At 51.5% G+C, this 17,269-nt stretch carries 18 protein-coding genes; 13 read left to right on the top strand and 5 right to left on the bottom strand.

The genetic code is table 11. The features are described from left to right. Positions 1–169 precede the first annotated feature (169 nt). Positions 170–847 (top strand): response regulator, encoded by a 678-nt coding sequence (locus tag QRN24_RS01565; RefSeq protein WP_020885069.1) that lies wholly within the window; start codon positions 170–172, stop codon positions 845–847. Beyond that, a complete protein-coding gene (locus QRN24_RS01570; RefSeq protein ID WP_284942252.1) occupies positions 847–2,241 on the top strand; it encodes a sensor histidine kinase in 1,395 nt (464 codons plus the stop codon). Before QRN24_RS01565 ends, QRN24_RS01570 begins: the two co-directional genes overlap by 1 nt. Before the next feature lie 86 nt (positions 2,242–2,327). Here the strand turns inward: QRN24_RS01570 and QRN24_RS01575 are convergent, their stop codons facing one another. The 4 genes from QRN24_RS01575 to QRN24_RS01590 form a co-directional block, all read right to left on the bottom strand. Then, complete coding sequence (locus tag QRN24_RS01575) at positions 2,328–3,110, bottom strand: alpha/beta fold hydrolase (protein WP_284942253.1); 783 nt, start codon at positions 3,108–3,110, stop codon at positions 2,328–2,330. 99 nt (positions 3,111–3,209) lie between these two features. Then, positions 3,210–3,593: a RidA family protein gene (locus QRN24_RS01580; protein WP_020885066.1), complete on the bottom strand. Its 384-nt coding sequence runs from the start codon at positions 3,591–3,593 to the stop codon at positions 3,210–3,212. 107 nt (positions 3,594–3,700) lie between these two features. Then, positions 3,701–5,158: an MFS transporter gene (locus tag QRN24_RS01585; protein WP_108647376.1), complete on the bottom strand. Its 1,458-nt coding sequence runs from the start codon at positions 5,156–5,158 to the stop codon at positions 3,701–3,703. Positions 5,159–5,207: 49 nt separating this feature from the next. Next, a complete protein-coding gene (locus tag QRN24_RS01590) occupies positions 5,208–5,954 on the bottom strand; it encodes a glucose 1-dehydrogenase (RefSeq protein ID WP_020885064.1) in 747 nt (248 codons plus the stop codon). A gap of 114 nt (positions 5,955–6,068) precedes the next feature. Between QRN24_RS01590 and QRN24_RS01595 the strand changes: the two genes are divergently transcribed. Continuing rightward, on the top strand, positions 6,069–6,938 hold the full coding sequence (locus QRN24_RS01595; RefSeq protein WP_284942254.1) for a LysR family transcriptional regulator: 870 nt from the start codon (positions 6,069–6,071) through the stop codon (positions 6,936–6,938). Between the two features lie 19 nt (positions 6,939–6,957). Here the strand turns inward: QRN24_RS01595 and QRN24_RS01600 are convergent, their stop codons facing one another. Then, positions 6,958–7,866, bottom strand: coding sequence for a LysR family transcriptional regulator (locus QRN24_RS01600; RefSeq protein ID WP_020885062.1), 909 nt, complete (start codon positions 7,864–7,866; stop codon positions 6,958–6,960). 125 nt (positions 7,867–7,991) lie between these two features. Between QRN24_RS01600 and QRN24_RS01605 the strand changes: the two genes are divergently transcribed. From QRN24_RS01605 to QRN24_RS01650, 10 genes are all read left to right on the top strand, one after another. Further along, complete coding sequence (locus tag QRN24_RS01605; protein ID WP_014169027.1) at positions 7,992–8,729, top strand: SDR family oxidoreductase; 738 nt, start codon at positions 7,992–7,994, stop codon at positions 8,727–8,729. 232 nt (positions 8,730–8,961) lie between these two features. Continuing rightward, complete coding sequence (locus QRN24_RS01610) at positions 8,962–9,876, top strand: LysR family transcriptional regulator (protein WP_284942255.1); 915 nt, start codon at positions 8,962–8,964, stop codon at positions 9,874–9,876. Positions 9,877–10,046: 170 nt separating this feature from the next. Next, entirely contained in the window at positions 10,047–10,694 is a 648-nt protein-coding gene (locus QRN24_RS01615; protein ID WP_020885059.1) for an isochorismatase family protein, read from the top strand. A 334-nt stretch (positions 10,695–11,028) separates the two neighbouring features. After that, positions 11,029–11,592: a gamma subclass chorismate mutase AroQ gene (gene aroQ / locus QRN24_RS01620; protein WP_050737417.1), complete on the top strand. Its 564-nt coding sequence runs from the start codon at positions 11,029–11,031 to the stop codon at positions 11,590–11,592. 97 nt (positions 11,593–11,689) lie between these two features. Next, complete coding sequence (locus tag QRN24_RS01625) at positions 11,690–12,745, top strand: catalase family peroxidase (protein ID WP_044866537.1); 1,056 nt, start codon at positions 11,690–11,692, stop codon at positions 12,743–12,745. After that, positions 12,742–13,287, top strand: a complete 546-nt coding sequence (locus tag QRN24_RS01630) for a cytochrome b (RefSeq protein WP_020885056.1) — start codon at positions 12,742–12,744, stop codon at positions 13,285–13,287. The genes QRN24_RS01625 and QRN24_RS01630 overlap by 4 nt, the downstream gene beginning before the upstream one ends. Positions 13,288–13,362: 75 nt before the next feature. Then, positions 13,363–13,950 carry a TetR/AcrR family transcriptional regulator gene (locus QRN24_RS01635; protein ID WP_044857230.1) on the top strand — a complete coding sequence of 196 codons (588 nt, stop codon included), beginning with the start codon at positions 13,363–13,365 and terminating at the stop codon, positions 13,948–13,950. Positions 13,951–14,359: 409 nt separating this feature from the next. Next, positions 14,360–14,854: a putative pterin-binding protein gene (locus QRN24_RS01640; protein ID WP_020885054.1), complete on the top strand. Its 495-nt coding sequence runs from the start codon at positions 14,360–14,362 to the stop codon at positions 14,852–14,854. A 16-nt stretch (positions 14,855–14,870) separates the two neighbouring features. Then, positions 14,871–16,814 carry a putative bifunctional diguanylate cyclase/phosphodiesterase gene (locus QRN24_RS01645; RefSeq protein ID WP_059306371.1) on the top strand — a complete coding sequence of 648 codons (1,944 nt, stop codon included), beginning with the start codon at positions 14,871–14,873 and terminating at the stop codon, positions 16,812–16,814. Between the two features lie 63 nt (positions 16,815–16,877). After that, positions 16,878–17,264, top strand: a complete 387-nt coding sequence (locus tag QRN24_RS01650; RefSeq protein ID WP_025204717.1) for a hypothetical protein — start codon at positions 16,878–16,880, stop codon at positions 17,262–17,264. The last annotated feature ends 5 nt before the right edge of the window (positions 17,265–17,269 follow it).

Raw genomic sequence — 17,269 nt, forward strand, 5'->3', positions numbered from 1 at the left:
AAGCGGTTATTCACGCCAGTTTTCTCAGTTTGAATACGCACCCTAAGGTTCTTATGAGCCGAAAATGAAGAAACGCTGAAGCAAGTACCGCTGCAGTAAACCTGATAGATTTATCGAAACCGTTTTTTTCTTAAGACGTTCTTCATTCACTGTTGATACCGTAACCAATGTGAAAATTCTACTAATCGAAGACGACCTGGATCTGGGCAATGGCGTGCGGATCGCCCTTGCAGATCAAGGATTTGATGTCATATGGGTTCGCCGCAAAGAGGATGCGCTGCATCAGCTTGATGCCTGCGTGCCAGAACTGATATTGCTCGACCTGGGACTGCCCGATGGCGATGGCATGGGCCTGATGACCTGCTTGCGGCAACAGTTCAAGGGGATCCCTGTCATCATCCTGACTGCTCGAGGCACGCTACAGGATCGCCTGTGCGGGCTGGATGCCGGTGCAGACGATTACCTTGTTAAACCTTTTATTCTCGCCGAGTTGTTGGCTAGGGTAAGAGCGCTTGCGCGCCGCAGTTACGGTTTTCAGAATGAGGCAATAGAAATCAGAGGGTTATCTCTGCATGTGCCAACGCGTCGCGTGACGGTGAGTGCCCGTCACGTGGAGTTGACGGCAAGCGAATACGCGCTGCTTGAAACGTTAATGTTGCGCGCTGACCGCGTGCTTACACGACGATTTCTGGAAGAAAGAATCTTCGGCACCAAAGAAAATCTGAGTAATGCTCTCGACGTGCATATGGGGAATTTGCGTCGAAAAATCGGGGACGGTTATGTGCGAACGGTGAGAGGGGTGGGGTATGTCATTGATACTGTACCGATCTACAAAGGCGGTGATTGATGCGAAATATCTGGCGCACCCTGAGACTCCCCACGCTCGTACGGCGAATCATCATCGCCCAGATGCTGCTGCTGACCTTGCTGTGGTGTCTTTTTTTGACTTTTGTTTTGTGGGAGGACTTGCGTAGCCCCCCGATATTAACGGGCAGTAAGACCTACGAAACCCTTTTTACGCTGGTGGACAGTATGGACGATCGCCCCCAGGAACGCACCGATGTGCTGAACACGTTCAGTAAGGCGTTGCGGGAGGGATATGGCGGAGGTGAAGATCCCGAACTGTCAATCAGCCTCATTATTCGCAAACATAACGAGATAATTTATTCATCTGATGGCGCACCAACAGGGGTCGTAAACACCCAACTGGGGGAATTACAGCGTATTGAGAGTGAGGGGCGCACCTGGACCAGCCGTACGCTCAAATCCGGGAACTCCGATGTGGAGGTGACACTTGTGACGCCTGCCGGAGGCTGGAACTTCTTTATCTACCTGAACTCGCGTGGCTATTACATATTGCCGCTACTGGTGTGCATTCCTTTTCTTTTATTTCCCGCGTGGCTGTCAATTCGTATTGCAATGCGACCCTGGAGCAAGGTCGTAAATGAAATATCCTTGCGAACGCCAGACGATCTCTCTCCATTAAAAGCCATGCCAAAACACAGGGAGCTTCGCCAAATGGTGGACGCGATAAACGTGTTTCTTGCCAGGGTGCGCGAAAGCGCGGAAAGGGAACGGATTTTCATTGCTGATGCCGCTCACGAGCTGCGTACTCCTCTGGCTGCAATGCGAATCAACGTGGAGGCGCTGCAGTCGTATGTAAGCAATGAGACTCAACAGGAATTACTGGCGGGGATTATTCGCAGCAACAGCCGGGCCGCCCGACTCGTCAATCAATTATTGCTGATGATGCACAGTGAAGCACGTATTGATACCGTTATGCAGCCAGTGCCGCTGACGACGCTCATTCAGGAGCGAATGGCGGCACTGGAACCGCTGGCTACGGAGCGCAGGATAGAGCTTGAATTCGTCTCTGATGATGAAGTCTGGATCACAGGCATCAGGGAGCGCCTGATGTCGCTGATTGACAATTTGATTGAGAACGCAGTCAAGTACAGCCCTGAGGGTGGACGGGTTGAAGTAGAGATACGATCGCGGGATAAAGCCACGCAGCTTCGTGTCTCAGATGCCGGACCCGGTATTCGGCCTGAATTGAGGGAGCGTGTGTTCGACCGATTTTTTCGCGACCCCAACCAGATGCAAAGCGGGAGTGGACTGGGGCTAGCAATCGTCAACGCGGTTGCACAGCAACACAACAGCAGCGTAGGCCTGTGTACGTCTGCAGAAGGCGGGCTGCTGGTCACTGTCGATTTCCCAACTCCGATAGCCGAAAATGCGTAGCAGAGGCCAGAAGCAGACAAATCAGAAAAACGACCTGGCGTTTTATTCGCAGAGAATAGGGGGACTCTGTTTGCATCAACGTTATTTTAAAGGCCTGTTTTATCGAGCCATCTGGACACACGCTGGGCCAGTTCATCCGGTTTTTCCAGAGGAATAAGATGTCCACAACCGTCAACATAATCCACACAGGTTCCGGTTAGCCTGGCGAGTTCTTCTGCCTCTTCTGTTGAACGCAGCCGATCATGTTTCGCTGCAATAACGTAGGTCGGGCATGAAATGGGTTTTAATGATATTCGCTCGCGGTTTAGCCCTGACTGGACTCTGAATACATCGGCTCCCAGCCTTTTTCCCATATTACGGATTTTCTCAATAATGGCCGTATTACTGGCGAGATCAGCATGAAGTGATTTTCTAATGGCCATTGTGCTCAGCCCACTAAATTCTCTGGAGGAATTGATATTCGCTGCAGCAACACGGGTATTTATCTGTTCTGCCGAATCCTCTCTGAGAGACGTGGCAATGAGGATCATCGCTGCTGTCCGTTCCGGAAAAGCCTCATAAATAGCCCTGGCAACATAACCACCTAGAGAAAAGCCGGCCAGCACAAAACGCTCCGGTAGTTTCTGGACTATATTAGCGGCAATATCCTGGATTGTGGTTCCCTGGCCCAGGCTCGCAGGTATAAAGAGCCTGCGCTCGGGAAATGCGGTGATAAAATCGTCCCACAGTGTTTCATCAAGCATAAATCCCGGGATAAGTACCACAGGAAGGTTCTCTGCATTCATCGGCAAGTCCCATTTTCTGGCCGCAGTGCCATTGCCAGGGTTTCTGAATCTGTAAACATAGCCTATTGCAGTTGATGAAGACATTGTCGTCTCGTCGAGGTCTGCCGTTTGTTCGTAGCAGACCTTGCGGCGCTTAAGTCGATCCGGTTCGTACCCGGGGTGATTTGGGGACACACGGTGGCACTACTTTTTAGCCACAATCCGCATTTCCACCAGCGCATTTTCTGGAATGAACGCTGATACGCCTATGGCGGTCCATGCCGGGTAGGGCGCCTTTACATATTCATCTTTCACTTTAGAAAAAACGTCTATATGTTTTTTTAGATCAATATGAAAAGTGGTCATCTCAAGAATATTTTCATACCCTAAGCCTGCGGCTTTCAAATAAACACCAAGCTTATAAAACGCATCATGGAATTGTTCTTCCGGATGCTGACTTATCGGTTTGTCCTTCCGTGCCGCGGTAACACCAGAGAGATACACCGTGCCATCTGCTTCGATGACAGGCGAGAAGTGCCAGTCATCGAAATAATGTTGGAATTCTTCAGGGACTATCGATTTTTTCATGATTTTTTCTCAGGTTGACGCATGAGTACCTGCTGCGGGTAAACGGCACGCTGGGGAGGAACATGAGCAAGGATGTCCACGCCTCAGCCAGTTGATTGTCTGTTACGTTACTTGATAGACGCGCCGCTCGCAGCAGAAAATAAACCGGAGGCCTGCCGGGTAAGCCGGATGCTTAGCGCGGCACCCGTGGCCAGGCATATCGCCATCGCCAGAAGGGCGACGATAAAGGCATGCGTAATATTTGCACCGCTTCTGCCGGTGTCCAGCATGCTGTAAAAAATGCCACCGATGACGGCGACGCTCAGTGCAGTGCTGATTTGGAGTGTCGAGCTGGTTACTCCGGCAATCATGCCTGAAAACGCCGGTGCAACGCGGCCTGTCACCATCCGGACCAGCGTCGGCATCGCCAGTCCCTGGCCGAGGCCGGTGATAAAAAGCAATACAGCGAGCGGCAGCATGGCCGGTGCGCTACCCGTCATGGTATGGGCAATCAACCCTGCCAGGCCTGTTAACCCCAACGTCTCGCATCCCATCCCGATTGCGCTCAGGTAATTGCCGACAAAACGCCTCAGATAAGGTGTTAGCAACGGACCGATCAGAAAACCCACGCCAAAAGGCAGAAAAAGCAGGCCCGCAGTCAGGGCGTTTAACTGCAACGCATCTTGTAGATAAACGGAGAACAAAAGAAAGAAGGCCCCGATAGAATAAAACAGCAAAACGATCGCCAGCCCCTGGCCCAGCCCCGGCGCGCGTAATACGACCGGATCAAGCAGAGGCGAACCGCCGTTCTGGCTAAGGCGACGCTCATAACGCCATAACAGCGACGCCAGCAGCGGGACAGCCAGAAATGATAGCCATGTCCACCAGGGCCATCCCGCTTCACGGCCTTCAATTAATGGCACAATCAGCGCACTCAACGTGGCGGTCGCCAGTAACATGCCGACCGGGTCCAGTCGTTGTGCGGATGGCGCACGCGTCTCTTTCAGCAGTGGCAACCCGAAGAGAATGACCAGCAGCGCCACCGGCAAGTTAACGAGGAAAATAGCCCGCCATCCCAGGTGAAACAGATCCGCTGAGATCAGGATACCGCCCACTACCTGCCCGATAACCGAGGCCAGGCCAAATACAGCGCCATAGATACTCAACGCGAACGGTTTTTCCGCTTCCGGAAAAATGGCCTGTACGGAAGCCAGTGCCTGAGGCGCCATAATCGCGGCCGTAGCACCCTGTAACACGCGTCCACTAATCAGTACCCATGGTGACCAGGCTAAACCGCACAGCAGCGATGCCGCCGCAAAACCGATAAGCCCTATAAAAAACATCTTCCCACGACCATAAATATCACCCAGACGGCCGCCGGTAATTAAGGTTACGGCATACACGGCTGCATAGGACGAAATGACCAGCTGTTCAGCAGAGGAAGAAGCGCTCAGCTCGTCCTGAATAGCAGGCAGCGCAACATTGACGATAAAAAAATCGAGCGGGGGCAAAAATGCACCAACCAGCAGGATGACAAACATTGCCCAGCGACGCGGCTCGGCTTGCGGGAGGATAGGGGGCGACATGGAACACTCCACAGGTAATGGTTATGTGCAGAGATTGAGAGGCAGGGCGTTAGCGCATGCCACCAGAGGCAAGAATCACCTCACCGGTGATCCATCCCGCATCGTCTGATGCGAGAAATGAGACGATCGGCGCAACATCCTGCACCTGACCGATGCGGCCGAGTGGGGTCTGCTTTTCATTCCATGTCTGGAAGTCCGAGTTCATCGCGCCTGCACTATGACTGCCTTCCGTTTCGATAAGGCCAGGGTTGACCGCGTTGACGCGAATTCCCCGGGGGCCGAGTTCTCGTGACAGTACCCCGGTAATAGCATCGATCGCCCCTTTGGTGCCGCTGTAGATGGCACTCTCGGCGATAAAGACGCGGGTGACGAACGAACTGATGTTAATGATGCTACTGCCTTTATTCAGATGCGGCGCAGCAGCGCCGGACATTAATAGCGGGCCCAGAACATTGATGTCGAATTGTCTGCGGTAGAGTGCCTCTGTGCTCTCTTCAATGCGGGCGAACTCATAAATGCCGGCGTTGTTCACCACAATGTCCAGCCGCCCGAAAATGTCGATGGCCGCGTTAACCAGCGCCTCAACCTCAGCCTGACGGGTGACATCCGCCGCGACCGCTACCGCCTGCCCACCGGCAGCCTGTATATCGGCAACGACGTGATCAGCACTACTTTTGCCTGACGCGTAATTGACAATAACCTTCGCGCCGTCAGCCGCCAGTTGACGGGCAATCCCGGCTCCGATGCCTTTGGAACCACCGGTTACAATCGCCACTTTGTCTTTTAATTTGTACATGTCATTCATTTCCTGACTGGGGGGGTGAGGACGCTATAGTGATATCGACAAAGTTGTTTTGGAACTGCCACTTTTGTATATTCAATGTTCATTTTTGTACGGTGAGACACTGGCATGGAATGGGGCGACGTCCGGGTATTTCTTGCAGTTATGCGTAAGGGCTCTTTCGGCGAGGCGGCACGAAGCCTGGGTGTGAGCCATCCGACGATTGGTCGCCGGATAAAGGCGCTTGAGGAAGAGGCGCAGCAAGCGCTATTTCGCCGGACACAGGAGGGTCTGGTTTTGACCGACGCCGGCGACAGGGTGCTGAAGCTGGCAGAAGCGATGGAAAACTCCGCGCTGGCGATGGAGCGGCGTCTCGCCGGTAATCACGAACGTCTTGAAGGGATATTGCGGATCTCTTCAGCAGAGTGGTTTGCCAACTATGTACTCGCACCGGTCCTGGAGGAACTGACGCGCCGCCATCCGGCGATTGTGCCGGAGCTTATCGCAAGCTACCGCTTACTTAACCTGTCGCGGCGTGATGCCGACATTGCGTTTCGCATCGTTCCCTTTACCGAACCGGATATTGTCCAGCGCCGCCTGATGCGCATCCCCTATGCGCTATATGGAACGCCGGAAATCGCCGATACCGCCCGACGTGATCCGGCCGCAGTGGGGCTTATTCTGATGAACACGGCACAATCCCACTTCTCTGACGTCGCCTGGCTGCTTGACAGGTTCCCCCAGTCACGACGTGTGTTCACCAGTACCAGCCGGGCCGTACAGGCACAGATGTGCCAGCGCGGAATGGGCATCGCCGTGTTACCGCGTCCGCTTGGTGATGCCATCACCGGCTTAGCGGCTATCAGCATGCCGGAGCCACCGCCGTCCAAAGATATATGGGTAGGGTATCACTCTGACCTCCGACATATGGATCGCCTGCGGGTTATGCTGGATATCGCCGATGCGATGCTTGCCGATCCCGCGGCGCAGTCAACGTGAGCGACGGTTTACGCAGCCATTAAGCGTTCACCTCAAAGCGTTCCCGGTAGAGAGAAACCAGCCAGTCTACAAAAATCCGGACACGGGGAGACAGCTGTCGGTGCTGTGGATAGATAGCCGAAAGTTGCATGGCCGGGCTTTTCCAGTCACTTAACACTTCCTGTAGCAGGCCATCCCGAAGGGCATCGTCCACATGATAACGTGGAAGCTGAACCAGCCCACATCCACGCAACGCGCAAATAACGTAATTTTCTGCGTCATTCACTGTCATCCAGCCTTTGGTCGGATAGCTTTTCTCTTTACCGTTAACAATGAGTTCTAGAGGATAGTTCTTACCCCGGCTGGTGGAAAAGAAATTGACGCTCTGGTGAGAAAGCAGATCGTCAGGGGTCATCGGTCGGCCGTGCTTACGAAGATAGTCCGGACTGGCGCAGATAACCTGAGGCATCTGGGCTAAAGGCCGGGCAATTAATGATGAATCAAAGAGCTTGCCCGCGCGTACGGCGCAGTCAACGCCTTCCCGAATCAGATCGACCAGACGATCCCCACTGCTGATAACCAGCCTGATGGCGGGATAGCGGGCGTGAAACTCGTCAATACGGGGCAGTACAATGCGGGTCGCATGGGCCCCGTGAAGATTCACGCGCAAAATCCCCTGTGGTCTTACGCCGGAATGACGCAGGGAAGACTCCGCATCGTCCAGTTCAGAAAGAATATGCACGCAGCGTTCATAAAATGCCTCGCCATCCAGCGAGGCCCGCACGTGTCTGGTCGTCCGCTCCAGCAGACGACACTCCAGGTTTTTCTCCAGGCTTTTTATTGCATTGCTGGCCGTCGCTCTGGGGATCCCTAGCTGGTCCGCGGCCTGACTGAAGCTTTGAAGCTCTACAATGCGGGTGAAGAGCAGCATGGTATCAAATTTATCCATCACGGATCCTGAAGGCGATTATTAACGATAATGGAATTATGTTATCAAATATCACCCATTTATCTCTCCCGCTAAAACATTAATATCTCCATTCAGACCCCCTTTCACTGAAACCGGAGAGAACGATGGACAAAGTCAATAAAACTGCCCTTGTTACGGGCGGTTCCCGTGGTATCGGCCGCGCCATTGCTGAGCGTCTCGCGCGGGACGGTTTTACCACTATCGTGAATTACGCAGGTAATGCCGAGGCGGCAGAGCAAACCGTGCAGAGCATCGTCGCTAAAGGTGGCCGTGCGACGGCGATTCAGGCTGATGTTGCCAGCGAAGCGGATGTCAGCCACTTGTTCCAGCAAGCGAAAGCGGTTACCGGCAGACTGGATGTGGTGGTGCACAGCGCGGGGATCATGCCAATGGCGAAGATTACCCCTGCCGGTCTTCACGATTTTGATCGTGTCATTCATACCAACCTGCGTGGCGCATTTCTGGTGCTGGCAAATGCGGCTGAAACCGTGAGTGAAGGCGGCAGAATCATTGCCCTTTCGACGAGCGTGATCGCCAAATCCTTCCCGGCTTATGGTCCCTATATCGCCTCAAAAGCAGGCGTGGAAGGGCTTGTACACGTGCTGGCAAACGAACTGCGGGGCAGAAATATCACCGTTAATGCCGTTGCCCCGGGACCCACCGGGACTGAGCTCTTCTTTAACGGTAAGAGCGAAGAGCAGGTTGCGGCCGTTGCAAAACTGGCCCCGCTCGAGCGCATCGGTACCCCAGAAGAGATCGCCAGCGCAGTAGCGATGATCGCCGGTCCGGACGGGAGCTGGATCAACTCGCAGGTTATTCGTGTAAACGGTGGCTTCGCCTAATCCCCCCGACAGGCGGATGCATACGCTTTCGGGGTAAATGAGCGATGAGGCCTGCACGGTCATGCCGCGCAGGCAATAGTCAATATCGTCAATACACCTGCGGGAAACGCCCCTTCCGGGTTGATATTGATCCGACTGATGAGAGTGCGGCGGTGGTCAATGCCATTGCCGAGCGCATTCGCCAGCAATTTTTACAGCTGGCCTGCCGATAAGATATTTGGATTTAAAGAGTATGAAGAAAATGACCTCCCAGAACTTTTCCTGGGATGATTTGAAAACCGTTATAGCTATAGGTGAGCACGGTAATCTGTCACGCGCCGCAGATGCTCTGGGCATCAATCATTCCACCTTGTTTCGTCGGTTGGGGGCCATTGAGACGTCGCTGGCATTAGCCCTCTTTCTGCGTCGCCGCACCCACTACGTTCCGACAAAAGCCGGAACCGCGCTGATCGCCCTGGGACACCGCATTGAAGAGGATATCCACTATGTTCTACAGAACATTGAAGAGGATGAATGCGGTTTTTCGGGGGAGATAAGGGTCACCACGTCGGATGCCCTTTTGCAGGATTACCTTAACCCGCTGATCGCGTCATTTAGCCGGGTAAATCCCCACATTACCTTTCAGGTCTCGACAGGAAATGAATCCGTCAATTTGTTCGATGGCGGGGCGGATATCGCGTTTCGAGCCACCAGAGACATTCCGGAGCATCTTTCCGGCCGCAAGGTGGGATCGGCGTTCTGGGCAGTGTATGGTTTACGTGAACAATGGGAAAAAAAGCAAGTCAATGCTATGGCGCTCACGGAGCATCGCTGGGTCTCCTTCCATTACGCAATGTCTAAGTTAAACGCCTTTCTGTGGATTGAAAAAAATATTCCCGAGAAAAATATCACCTTTCGCGGTGACTCCGTTCTCAGTGTTGCGTCGGCAATCTCAAGCGGGATTGGGATCGGTTTGTTACCCTGCATGCATGGCAATCAGATAGATAAACTGGCTCAGATTAGCCCCATCGTGGAGGGACTGGGTGAAGACATTTGGCTGCTCGCGCATCCTGATGTGAGGAAATCAGCAAAAATAAGGGAATTTATGAATCACTGTTCCCACTATTTAGCAGAGAACAGAAAGAGAATATTCGGACAGACATATTAATTCCTTTTTTCATATAAAATTCATTAATATTTCACAGCGTTCATTTTTGCAATAAGCCCTTTGCAAAAATGAACGGACAAAAGAATATTTCGTTTTGTATAGTTTTCTCGTGTTCACGAATCAGGTCATTAATACACTGATAAATTTAAACAAACATCGCGGAAACTATTATGACGATTAAAGCAACACCTGCAGCGGCCAGAAATCTGTTAAGCCCGGAAAACCATGCGCTGATCCTGCTGGATCACCAGAGCCAGATGGCGTTCAATGTGAAAAATATTGATATCGGCCTGCTGAGACAAAATACCGCAGTCCTCGCGGAAACAGGCAAGGGGTTTAATATTCCGACCCTTGTTTCAACGATTTCACGCCATGATTTTGCGGGCCCGGTATTTCCTGAAGTTTCAGCGGTATTCCCGGATGACGCGTCGTATGTTAACCGATCCACCTCCAACGCATGGGAAGATGGTAATTTTGTTGATGCCGTCAACAAACTGGAGCGCGACCGCCTGGTGTTTGCAGGTCTGTGGACCTCGGTCTGTCTGAATGGTCCGGTTCAGTCTGCCATTGAGCAAGGTTTTGACGTTTATATCGTCACAGACGCCAGCGGTGACATGAGTGCAGAAGCTCATGAACGCGCTGTGCAACGCATGATTCAGGCTGGCGCAAAGCCGATTACTGCCCTGACTTACCTGCTTGAACTGCAACGTGACTGGGCACGTCATGAAACCTACGAACTGACCACTTCGATCAGCCAGAAACATGGCGGAGCGTTCGGTATTGGCATCCAGTATTGTGCAGATATGGTTCACGCCTAAGATAACTCGCCATACGATTTTTTTTGCTGGGGGAGTGGAATGACCGTATGGCCGGTATGCGGGCAGGATGCAGTATTCCTGCCCGCATGTTTTTTCTGAGTTCTGTTCATCTTTCTTCGTTCCCCCTCGCTCGCCGTTTCGGCAGCCTGTCTTACCCCGAATTCTTTTGAAAACCATTCCGAACAAACATGGCATCCAGCATTGAGTAAAAAATGAGTGATGAAATTGACACTAAACCTACCAACTGGTAGGTTGGTTTTCGTTCGCTTTCCAGCCAACCGGATCCGGGCCTGAGAACGTTATTTTTTTACCTATGCGATAAGTGAGATCGGTAATGGAGAAAAAGCATGAGTTAGCGGCAGGGCCATCCATTCAGGGAGATGGCATTGCGGAAACAACGACAGCGATCGAGGTTTTTTCCGGCCCCGGCATGAGTATCAACCTGCGTTTTTGCCTGATGAAAGAGGTTGCGGCGTATAAGGCGCAGCAGGGTCAGGCAATTGCCGACCCTGAACAGGAACGGGACGTGCTTGAAAGAGCCTTTGCTGTCGCCCACGCGTCAGGGCTGGAAAGAGAGAGCGTCAGGTCTTTCATTCAACTGCAGATGGACATTGCGAAGGCTATCCAGCATTTCCATTGTGCCGACTGGCTCATGGAAGAAGACACACCGAGGACACCGATGCCGCTCTCTGTGGTGAGAGCAAAAATTGCCCATGCCGATGAATCAACGCTTCGCAGTATCGCCCGGAAATTAAAAACGGAGGGCGGCTTTTCCGGAGCTGATAAAGCGGCATTCATGCGAGAAATTCAGCATGAAAAAATACGTGACAGAGATAAAGAGCGGCTCTGGGCTACAGTTAAAAAAATCCTGCTTCATTCATCCTGTGGCGCGTCTTAATGGGCGAGTTATCACGCCAGCAGCGAAAGACGTGCTTAATGTTTTCAGGAATACGTTCTCGCGTATTTGATTGTGTATTCACTGTGTGAGCAAAAATATGACGAACACTTCACTTTCCACCGGCCAAAAAATAGTCCGCCTGTGCCTGGTCGCGATTATTCCCCTTGTCTTGATAGCGCTGTTTCTCTGGTCAGGCGGCTGGCTGACGCCGAATCGTCTGACGTCTGACAAACTGGTTTCGGTATTGCAGAAATCGGGTGGGGAACATCCCGGTTTTCGCCGCAATCACGCGAAGGGCGTGTGCGTGGTGGGGGATTTTATCTCTAACGGCCAGGTCAGTTCGTTATCGCGAGCAGCGCTGTTTGCCCCTGGCGAAACGCCAGTTACGGGCCGTTTCGCCATCGCAGGGGGTAACCCAAAAGCGCCGGATTATGCCGTTCCCGTGCGCAGCATGGCGCTGCAATTCAGGCAGAGCAACGGCGAGCAGTGGCGAACAGGCATGAACGCGATGCCACGCTTTCCGGTCTCTACCGTTGAAGACTTCTATGCGCTGCAAAACCTGACTCTGCCCGATCCGGCAACCGGTAAACCCAACCCCGATAAGCTTAAGGCGTTTGTGATCGCGCATCCTCAGATGCAACCCTACCTCGCCTGGGCAAAGCAGTATGTACCTTCATCCAGTTGGGCAAGCGATCGCTTTAATAGCCTGAATGCATTTCGCTTTATTGATAAAACGGGTAAAGAGCATCTGGTCCGCTGGAGTATGGTGCCGCATATTGGCTCTCAGCCGATGAGCGAGGCGGATAAAAATGATAAAGATTTTCTGCAACACGATCTTGAAGAGCGCCTGAAGCAAGGGCCGCTGAAATGGGATCTGATGATTACCGTCGCTAAACCGGGCGATCCGGGCAACGATGCAAGCCAGGTCTGGCCTGAAGATCGGCAAACCATCAATGCCGGCATGCTCGTGCTGACGCGAGCAACACCGCAGCAAAACGGTCCGTGCAATGACATCAACTACGATCCGCTGATTTTGCCCGATGGCATTGCCCCTTCGGACGATCCTTTACTCAATGCGCGCTCGGCGGCCTATGCCAAATCCTACAATGCGCGTACCCGTGAACAGTCCCGACAGTCAGGAGCTGGCTTATGAAACAGGTTGCTTATTTCCATCCGGCGTTGCGCATTCTGCACTGGTTCATGGCAGCGGCTATCGTGGCAATGTTGTTTATCGGCATCGCGATGGTTTCAACCATTTCGTCGAAACATGCCCTGCTGGTGGCGATCCACAAACCGCTGGGGCTGATGATTCTGGTTCTGGTGGTGGTCAGGCTATGGCTGAGGTTTTATACCTCCGTCCCTTCGCTACCGGCTTCCATACCGGCCTGGCAGCGCCTGATAGCGCATCTCTCACACTGGGCGTTATACATCATGATGTTCCTTCAGCCCCTGATTGGCTGGGCGATGCAGTCAGCGGCGGGGTACCCCATCACCCTCGGGGGCGGGGTTGTTTTGCCACCCATTGTTCCGGTGAATAACGACTGGTTTGCTATTCTGCGGCCTTTGCACTCTCTGGTTGCGCTGATGCTATTTGCTACCGTGATGCTGCATTTGGCGGCCGCGCTTTTTCATGCGTTAGTGCTGCGTGATGGCGTCTTTGACAGTATGGCGGGGACCGGCAGACGGCGGCAGTAAAGGCGGCCTGTCGGTAGGTTTTCGCTCTGCTCTCTGATATCTTATTGATCTGTATACTGACAATGGGTTACGGCTATGTCCACCGAACGTTCACAGAAAGCAAACGACATTATATTTTTCACCCGACAATTGCTTACCACCGGTGGCTACCGAAGCTTCAGTTTTGCCGACCTTTCTGAAAAGGTGAATATTCGCAAGGCGAGTATTCACCACCATTTTTCAAGCAAGGCGGAGCTGGTAAGGGTCGTCGTGAGCGAGTATCGCCAGGAGGCCCGCGCCGGAATGCAGGCATTAAGCCGTCAGCTAAATAATCCGGTTGCCGAACTTCAGGCCTATGCCGATTATTGGGCCAAATGCATCCAGGACGGTTCTGCGCCATTTTGTATCTGCGCGATGCTTGCCGCCGAACTGCCGACGTTGCCGCCCGAAGTCGCTTCGGAAGTGACGGGACATTTCGCCGATCTCTCTGGCTGGCTGACGGAGTTGCTTCAGAGAGGAGAAAGGGAAAAATGCTTTACTGTCCGGTCAACCCACGCCAGCGAGGCGGGGCAGTTAATGGCAACGGTACATGGTGCCATGTTAGCCGCACGCGCGTTTAACGACGCGAAAGTATTTCAGCAAATCGTCCAGCCGGTGATCGACAATATTCTTGTGTCGGATTGATCGCTCGATAGCACGACATTGCTCTTTTAACCTGCTTATAAGGGCGCAATGTGCACCTCTCCTGAGGGTATTCCGTAGCAATAATTGACCACTCCGCACAAATTCTGACCGTTTAAGACGCAACGGGGGATTAGAAACGACAATTTTTTCAAATTCCGCCTTCGTCCAATTTTAATAACCTGCTCTGTCTCATATTATCATGGTGTAAAAGGGAGACAGGGACACGTCTGAAGGCTAATCTTTGTTAATGACGATACGGCAAGCAACAACGTCGGGATGGCTGTCATGGACCGTTAAACGAGAGTATAACGGGACCGTTTCGTCCTGGAGTCTTATCTGGTTGGCTGGTAACAATTTGTGTCAGAATAGACGACAAGACATACCTATTTCCTTAATGGAGTCATCGCGCATGAGAATGGCAATCACCCTACTTTTCTTGATTATTTCGACCTGTTCCTGGGGGAAGGAACTCCCTAAGCTTGAAGGGAAACCCGTGTTAACCATCTCCGGGAAAATCGAGAACAGTAATCAAAATGGCGCTGCAGTCTTTGATATCGCTGGCCTGGAAAAAATCGGCCTCGTTACCATGCGTACCCGTAACCCATGGTATAATGACCAGACAAGCTTTGAGGGTATTCCCATGAAAAAACTCATGGAACTGGTCGGCGCCAAAGGCACTGTTCTGAGTGTAACCGCGCTCAATGATTATACGACCGAAATTCCCATTGAAGACTTCACAAAATATAACGTGATCCTTGCAATAAAAATGAACGGCCAATATATGCGCGTTCGCGACAAGGGCCCTCTGTTTATTGTCTATCCTTATGAAAGTAACAAAGAGTTGGATAACCAGGTCTATTACTCGAGATCAGCATGGCAGATTAGCAAAATGGTCGTAGAGTAATAATCTGGAGAAATGCATGAACAGGATCCTGGTAGGCATTATATTTTTCCTATTCATTACAACCGGGTATATTTCATTTCTTTTGCATGAGCGGCAGGAGGATCTGCAAAAACTCAACCATTATAAGGACTCCTGGTCTGTCTCTCAGATGGTTTCAGAATACTACAGGCTGGAGTCGTGGATCAGCCGTTATTCTGACAATAATCCTGATATCACCATGGACGATCTCCGCATGCGGCTGGAGATCATGCTTAGCCAGCGCGAGTTACTGAAAGAAGGCGATTTAGGGAAATATGTAAAGTCGAATAAAAGCCATAATGCACTGGCAAAAAACCTGCATGAAACGCTTGATTACCTTGATCATCATCTGGAAGGTATGACTCGCGCTCAACTTGCTGATTATCTTGAGAAAATGTATGCGCTTGATTCCTCCCTTAGCCAGTTTTCATCCAGTGCACTCTCCAATGATGTTAACTCCATCAACGAGACAAACCAGAATATACAAAAGCTGTATCGTATCTATTCAGGCCTTTCGGTTCTGCTGATTATTTTAAGTGCGATATTGGGTGTTTTAAATGTCTGCCAGAACAGGAAGATACTTAAAACTCACCGACAGGTTACCAGCCTGGCAAATGAACTCCAGAAATCGAAGGAAATACTCCAGCAACAGAATAAAAAACTGGCGTATGACGTTTACCATGACTCGTTGACGGGGCTTAAAAACAGGCTTTATTTCTGGGATGATCTTATTAATAACATCTCGATAGCGAGCCGCATACACAGGCCAGTCACGGTCATGTTGTTTGATCTCGATCGCTTTAAAGAAGTCAATGACAGCTTTGGTCACGATGCCGGCGATCTGTTATTGCGTGAGGTTGCGCACCGTTTATCCTCCATGAGCAACGAAACAAATACATTCTATCGGCTCGGGGGCGACGAGTTTGCATTATTGTCGCATGAGCTGACAGAAGAAAGTGCCGTTAATCTGGCCATGGAAATCTGTGAGTGCATTAAAAAGCCTTACATAATAGGTAACTCTAACGTCACCATTGGTACCTGCGTCGGTATTGTTGTTTCAGAGCTAGAACGACGTTCAGATTACCTCTATAAGTTTGCCGATCTTGCTCTGTATGAAGCTAAACGTGCAGGCTTGAACATGATCAAAGTGTTTCGCCGCATCATGCTGCAAAAGCTCGAGGAAAGCAGAACCCTGGAGCGTGATTTATCAGTGGCAGTCGCAAATAAAGAGTTGGTCGTTTACTATCAGCCGATTGTTGATTCGTACACCACTGAAATATATGGCTATGAAGCCCTTCTGCGCTGGAATCATCCCGTTAAGGGCATCATTGCGCCGGATGATTTTATTTCGGTAGCAGAGAAAACGGGATTCATCCATGAGATAGGCAAAGCCGCGCTTGAAATCGCCTGCAAGGAAGCGACGACATGGAAGGTGCCGGCGAGGATCTCTGTCAACGTGTCTCCGGTGCAGTTAAGCAGTATGAATTTTGTCGATACAGTACGCGCAGTGCTGGCCGAAACGGGGTTGCCCGCGACCCGACTCGAACTGGAAGTGACAGAATCTTCGCTGTTTACCGACAGTGAAACCCCCATCGAAATCCTTATGGCGCTCAGAGTGCTGGGCATAAAAATCTCTATTGATGATTTTGGTACGGGGTATTCCTCCCTTTCAAGATTGATTCAGTTAGGCTTTGATAAAATAAAAATCGATAAATCGTTTGTGCGAACAATATCCACGGATGAAGAAACTCAGACCATCGCAAAATTAATGGTCGGCATGGCGAAATGCCTTGATATGATAATTATTGCTGAAGGCGTTGAAACCAATGATCAACTTTTGTGCCTTCAACGTTTAGGGTGTGATTTGGCACAAGGTTATCTCTTTGGAAAGCCCGCGCCCTTTATCAGTCAATCAATCAAAGCGGGTGAAACACTTGTTTAATCCTGCGGTGACGCTCCCTGGTCAACAGGTGTGCCTGGTGCCTGGAAGAGAAGAGAGGGCGATATGCAGTCGCAACGGCTGATGGGGGAGGGGTATGAACCGTACGTTGAGCAACAGGGCGACAGACTGACCTACTCTTTGCCGGTCGATTCCGGATTTGTCAGTTTTAACTTCACGTTTGATCTTCGCCAGACCGATCTGGATGTCCTGTTGTCGAGCGATTACAGGCGAGCCGTCCTCGAGATCACGGCCCACACCTTGCTCCAGCATTCGACACTGAAGGGGAATGACCGTTTCACTCAGAAAGACTTCGACAATCTGGTCGCAGTCACACTCCACGCATCGCTGGCGCTTTTGCACATATTCATTTCGCGCGTGAGCCGTGAGCACAATATTGCCATTGACCATTATGTCGAAGAAATACTCCACCGACGAACACGCCGCGGTTGAACAGG

Source organism: Enterobacter sp. MEB024 (assembly GCF_030209635.1).
In the GTDB taxonomy this organism is placed as follows: domain Bacteria; phylum Pseudomonadota; class Gammaproteobacteria; order Enterobacterales; family Enterobacteriaceae; genus Enterobacter; species Enterobacter ludwigii.

Coding starts and splice junctions, on each gene's coding strand:
- QRN24_RS01635 (WP_044857230.1), top strand. CDS start 13,363: ATGTCCACCGAACGTTCACAGAAAGCAAACGACATTATATTTTTCACC.
- QRN24_RS01625 (WP_044866537.1), top strand. CDS start 11,690: ATGACGAACACTTCACTTTCCACCGGCCAAAAAATAGTCCGCCTGTGC.
- QRN24_RS01640 (WP_020885054.1), top strand. CDS start 14,360: ATGAGAATGGCAATCACCCTACTTTTCTTGATTATTTCGACCTGTTCC.
- QRN24_RS01590 (WP_020885064.1), bottom strand. CDS start 5,954: ATGTACAAATTAAAAGACAAAGTGGCGATTGTAACCGGTGGTTCCAAA.
- QRN24_RS01610 (WP_284942255.1), top strand. CDS start 8,962: ATGAAGAAAATGACCTCCCAGAACTTTTCCTGGGATGATTTGAAAACC.
- QRN24_RS01575 (WP_284942253.1), bottom strand. CDS start 3,110: ATGTCTTCATCAACTGCAATAGGCTATGTTTACAGATTCAGAAACCCT.
- QRN24_RS01630 (WP_020885056.1), top strand. CDS start 12,742: ATGAAACAGGTTGCTTATTTCCATCCGGCGTTGCGCATTCTGCACTGG.
- QRN24_RS01650 (WP_025204717.1), top strand. CDS start 16,878: ATGCAGTCGCAACGGCTGATGGGGGAGGGGTATGAACCGTACGTTGAG.
- QRN24_RS01615 (WP_020885059.1), top strand. CDS start 10,047: ATGACGATTAAAGCAACACCTGCAGCGGCCAGAAATCTGTTAAGCCCG.
- aroQ (WP_050737417.1), top strand. CDS start 11,029: ATGGAGAAAAAGCATGAGTTAGCGGCAGGGCCATCCATTCAGGGAGAT.
- QRN24_RS01585 (WP_108647376.1), bottom strand. CDS start 5,158: ATGTCGCCCCCTATCCTCCCGCAAGCCGAGCCGCGTCGCTGGGCAATG.
- QRN24_RS01600 (WP_020885062.1), bottom strand. CDS start 7,866: ATGGATAAATTTGATACCATGCTGCTCTTCACCCGCATTGTAGAGCTT.
- QRN24_RS01595 (WP_284942254.1), top strand. CDS start 6,069: ATGGAATGGGGCGACGTCCGGGTATTTCTTGCAGTTATGCGTAAGGGC.
- QRN24_RS01570 (WP_284942252.1), top strand. CDS start 847: ATGCGAAATATCTGGCGCACCCTGAGACTCCCCACGCTCGTACGGCGA.
- QRN24_RS01580 (WP_020885066.1), bottom strand. CDS start 3,593: ATGAAAAAATCGATAGTCCCTGAAGAATTCCAACATTATTTCGATGAC.
- QRN24_RS01605 (WP_014169027.1), top strand. CDS start 7,992: ATGGACAAAGTCAATAAAACTGCCCTTGTTACGGGCGGTTCCCGTGGT.
- QRN24_RS01645 (WP_059306371.1), top strand. CDS start 14,871: ATGAACAGGATCCTGGTAGGCATTATATTTTTCCTATTCATTACAACC.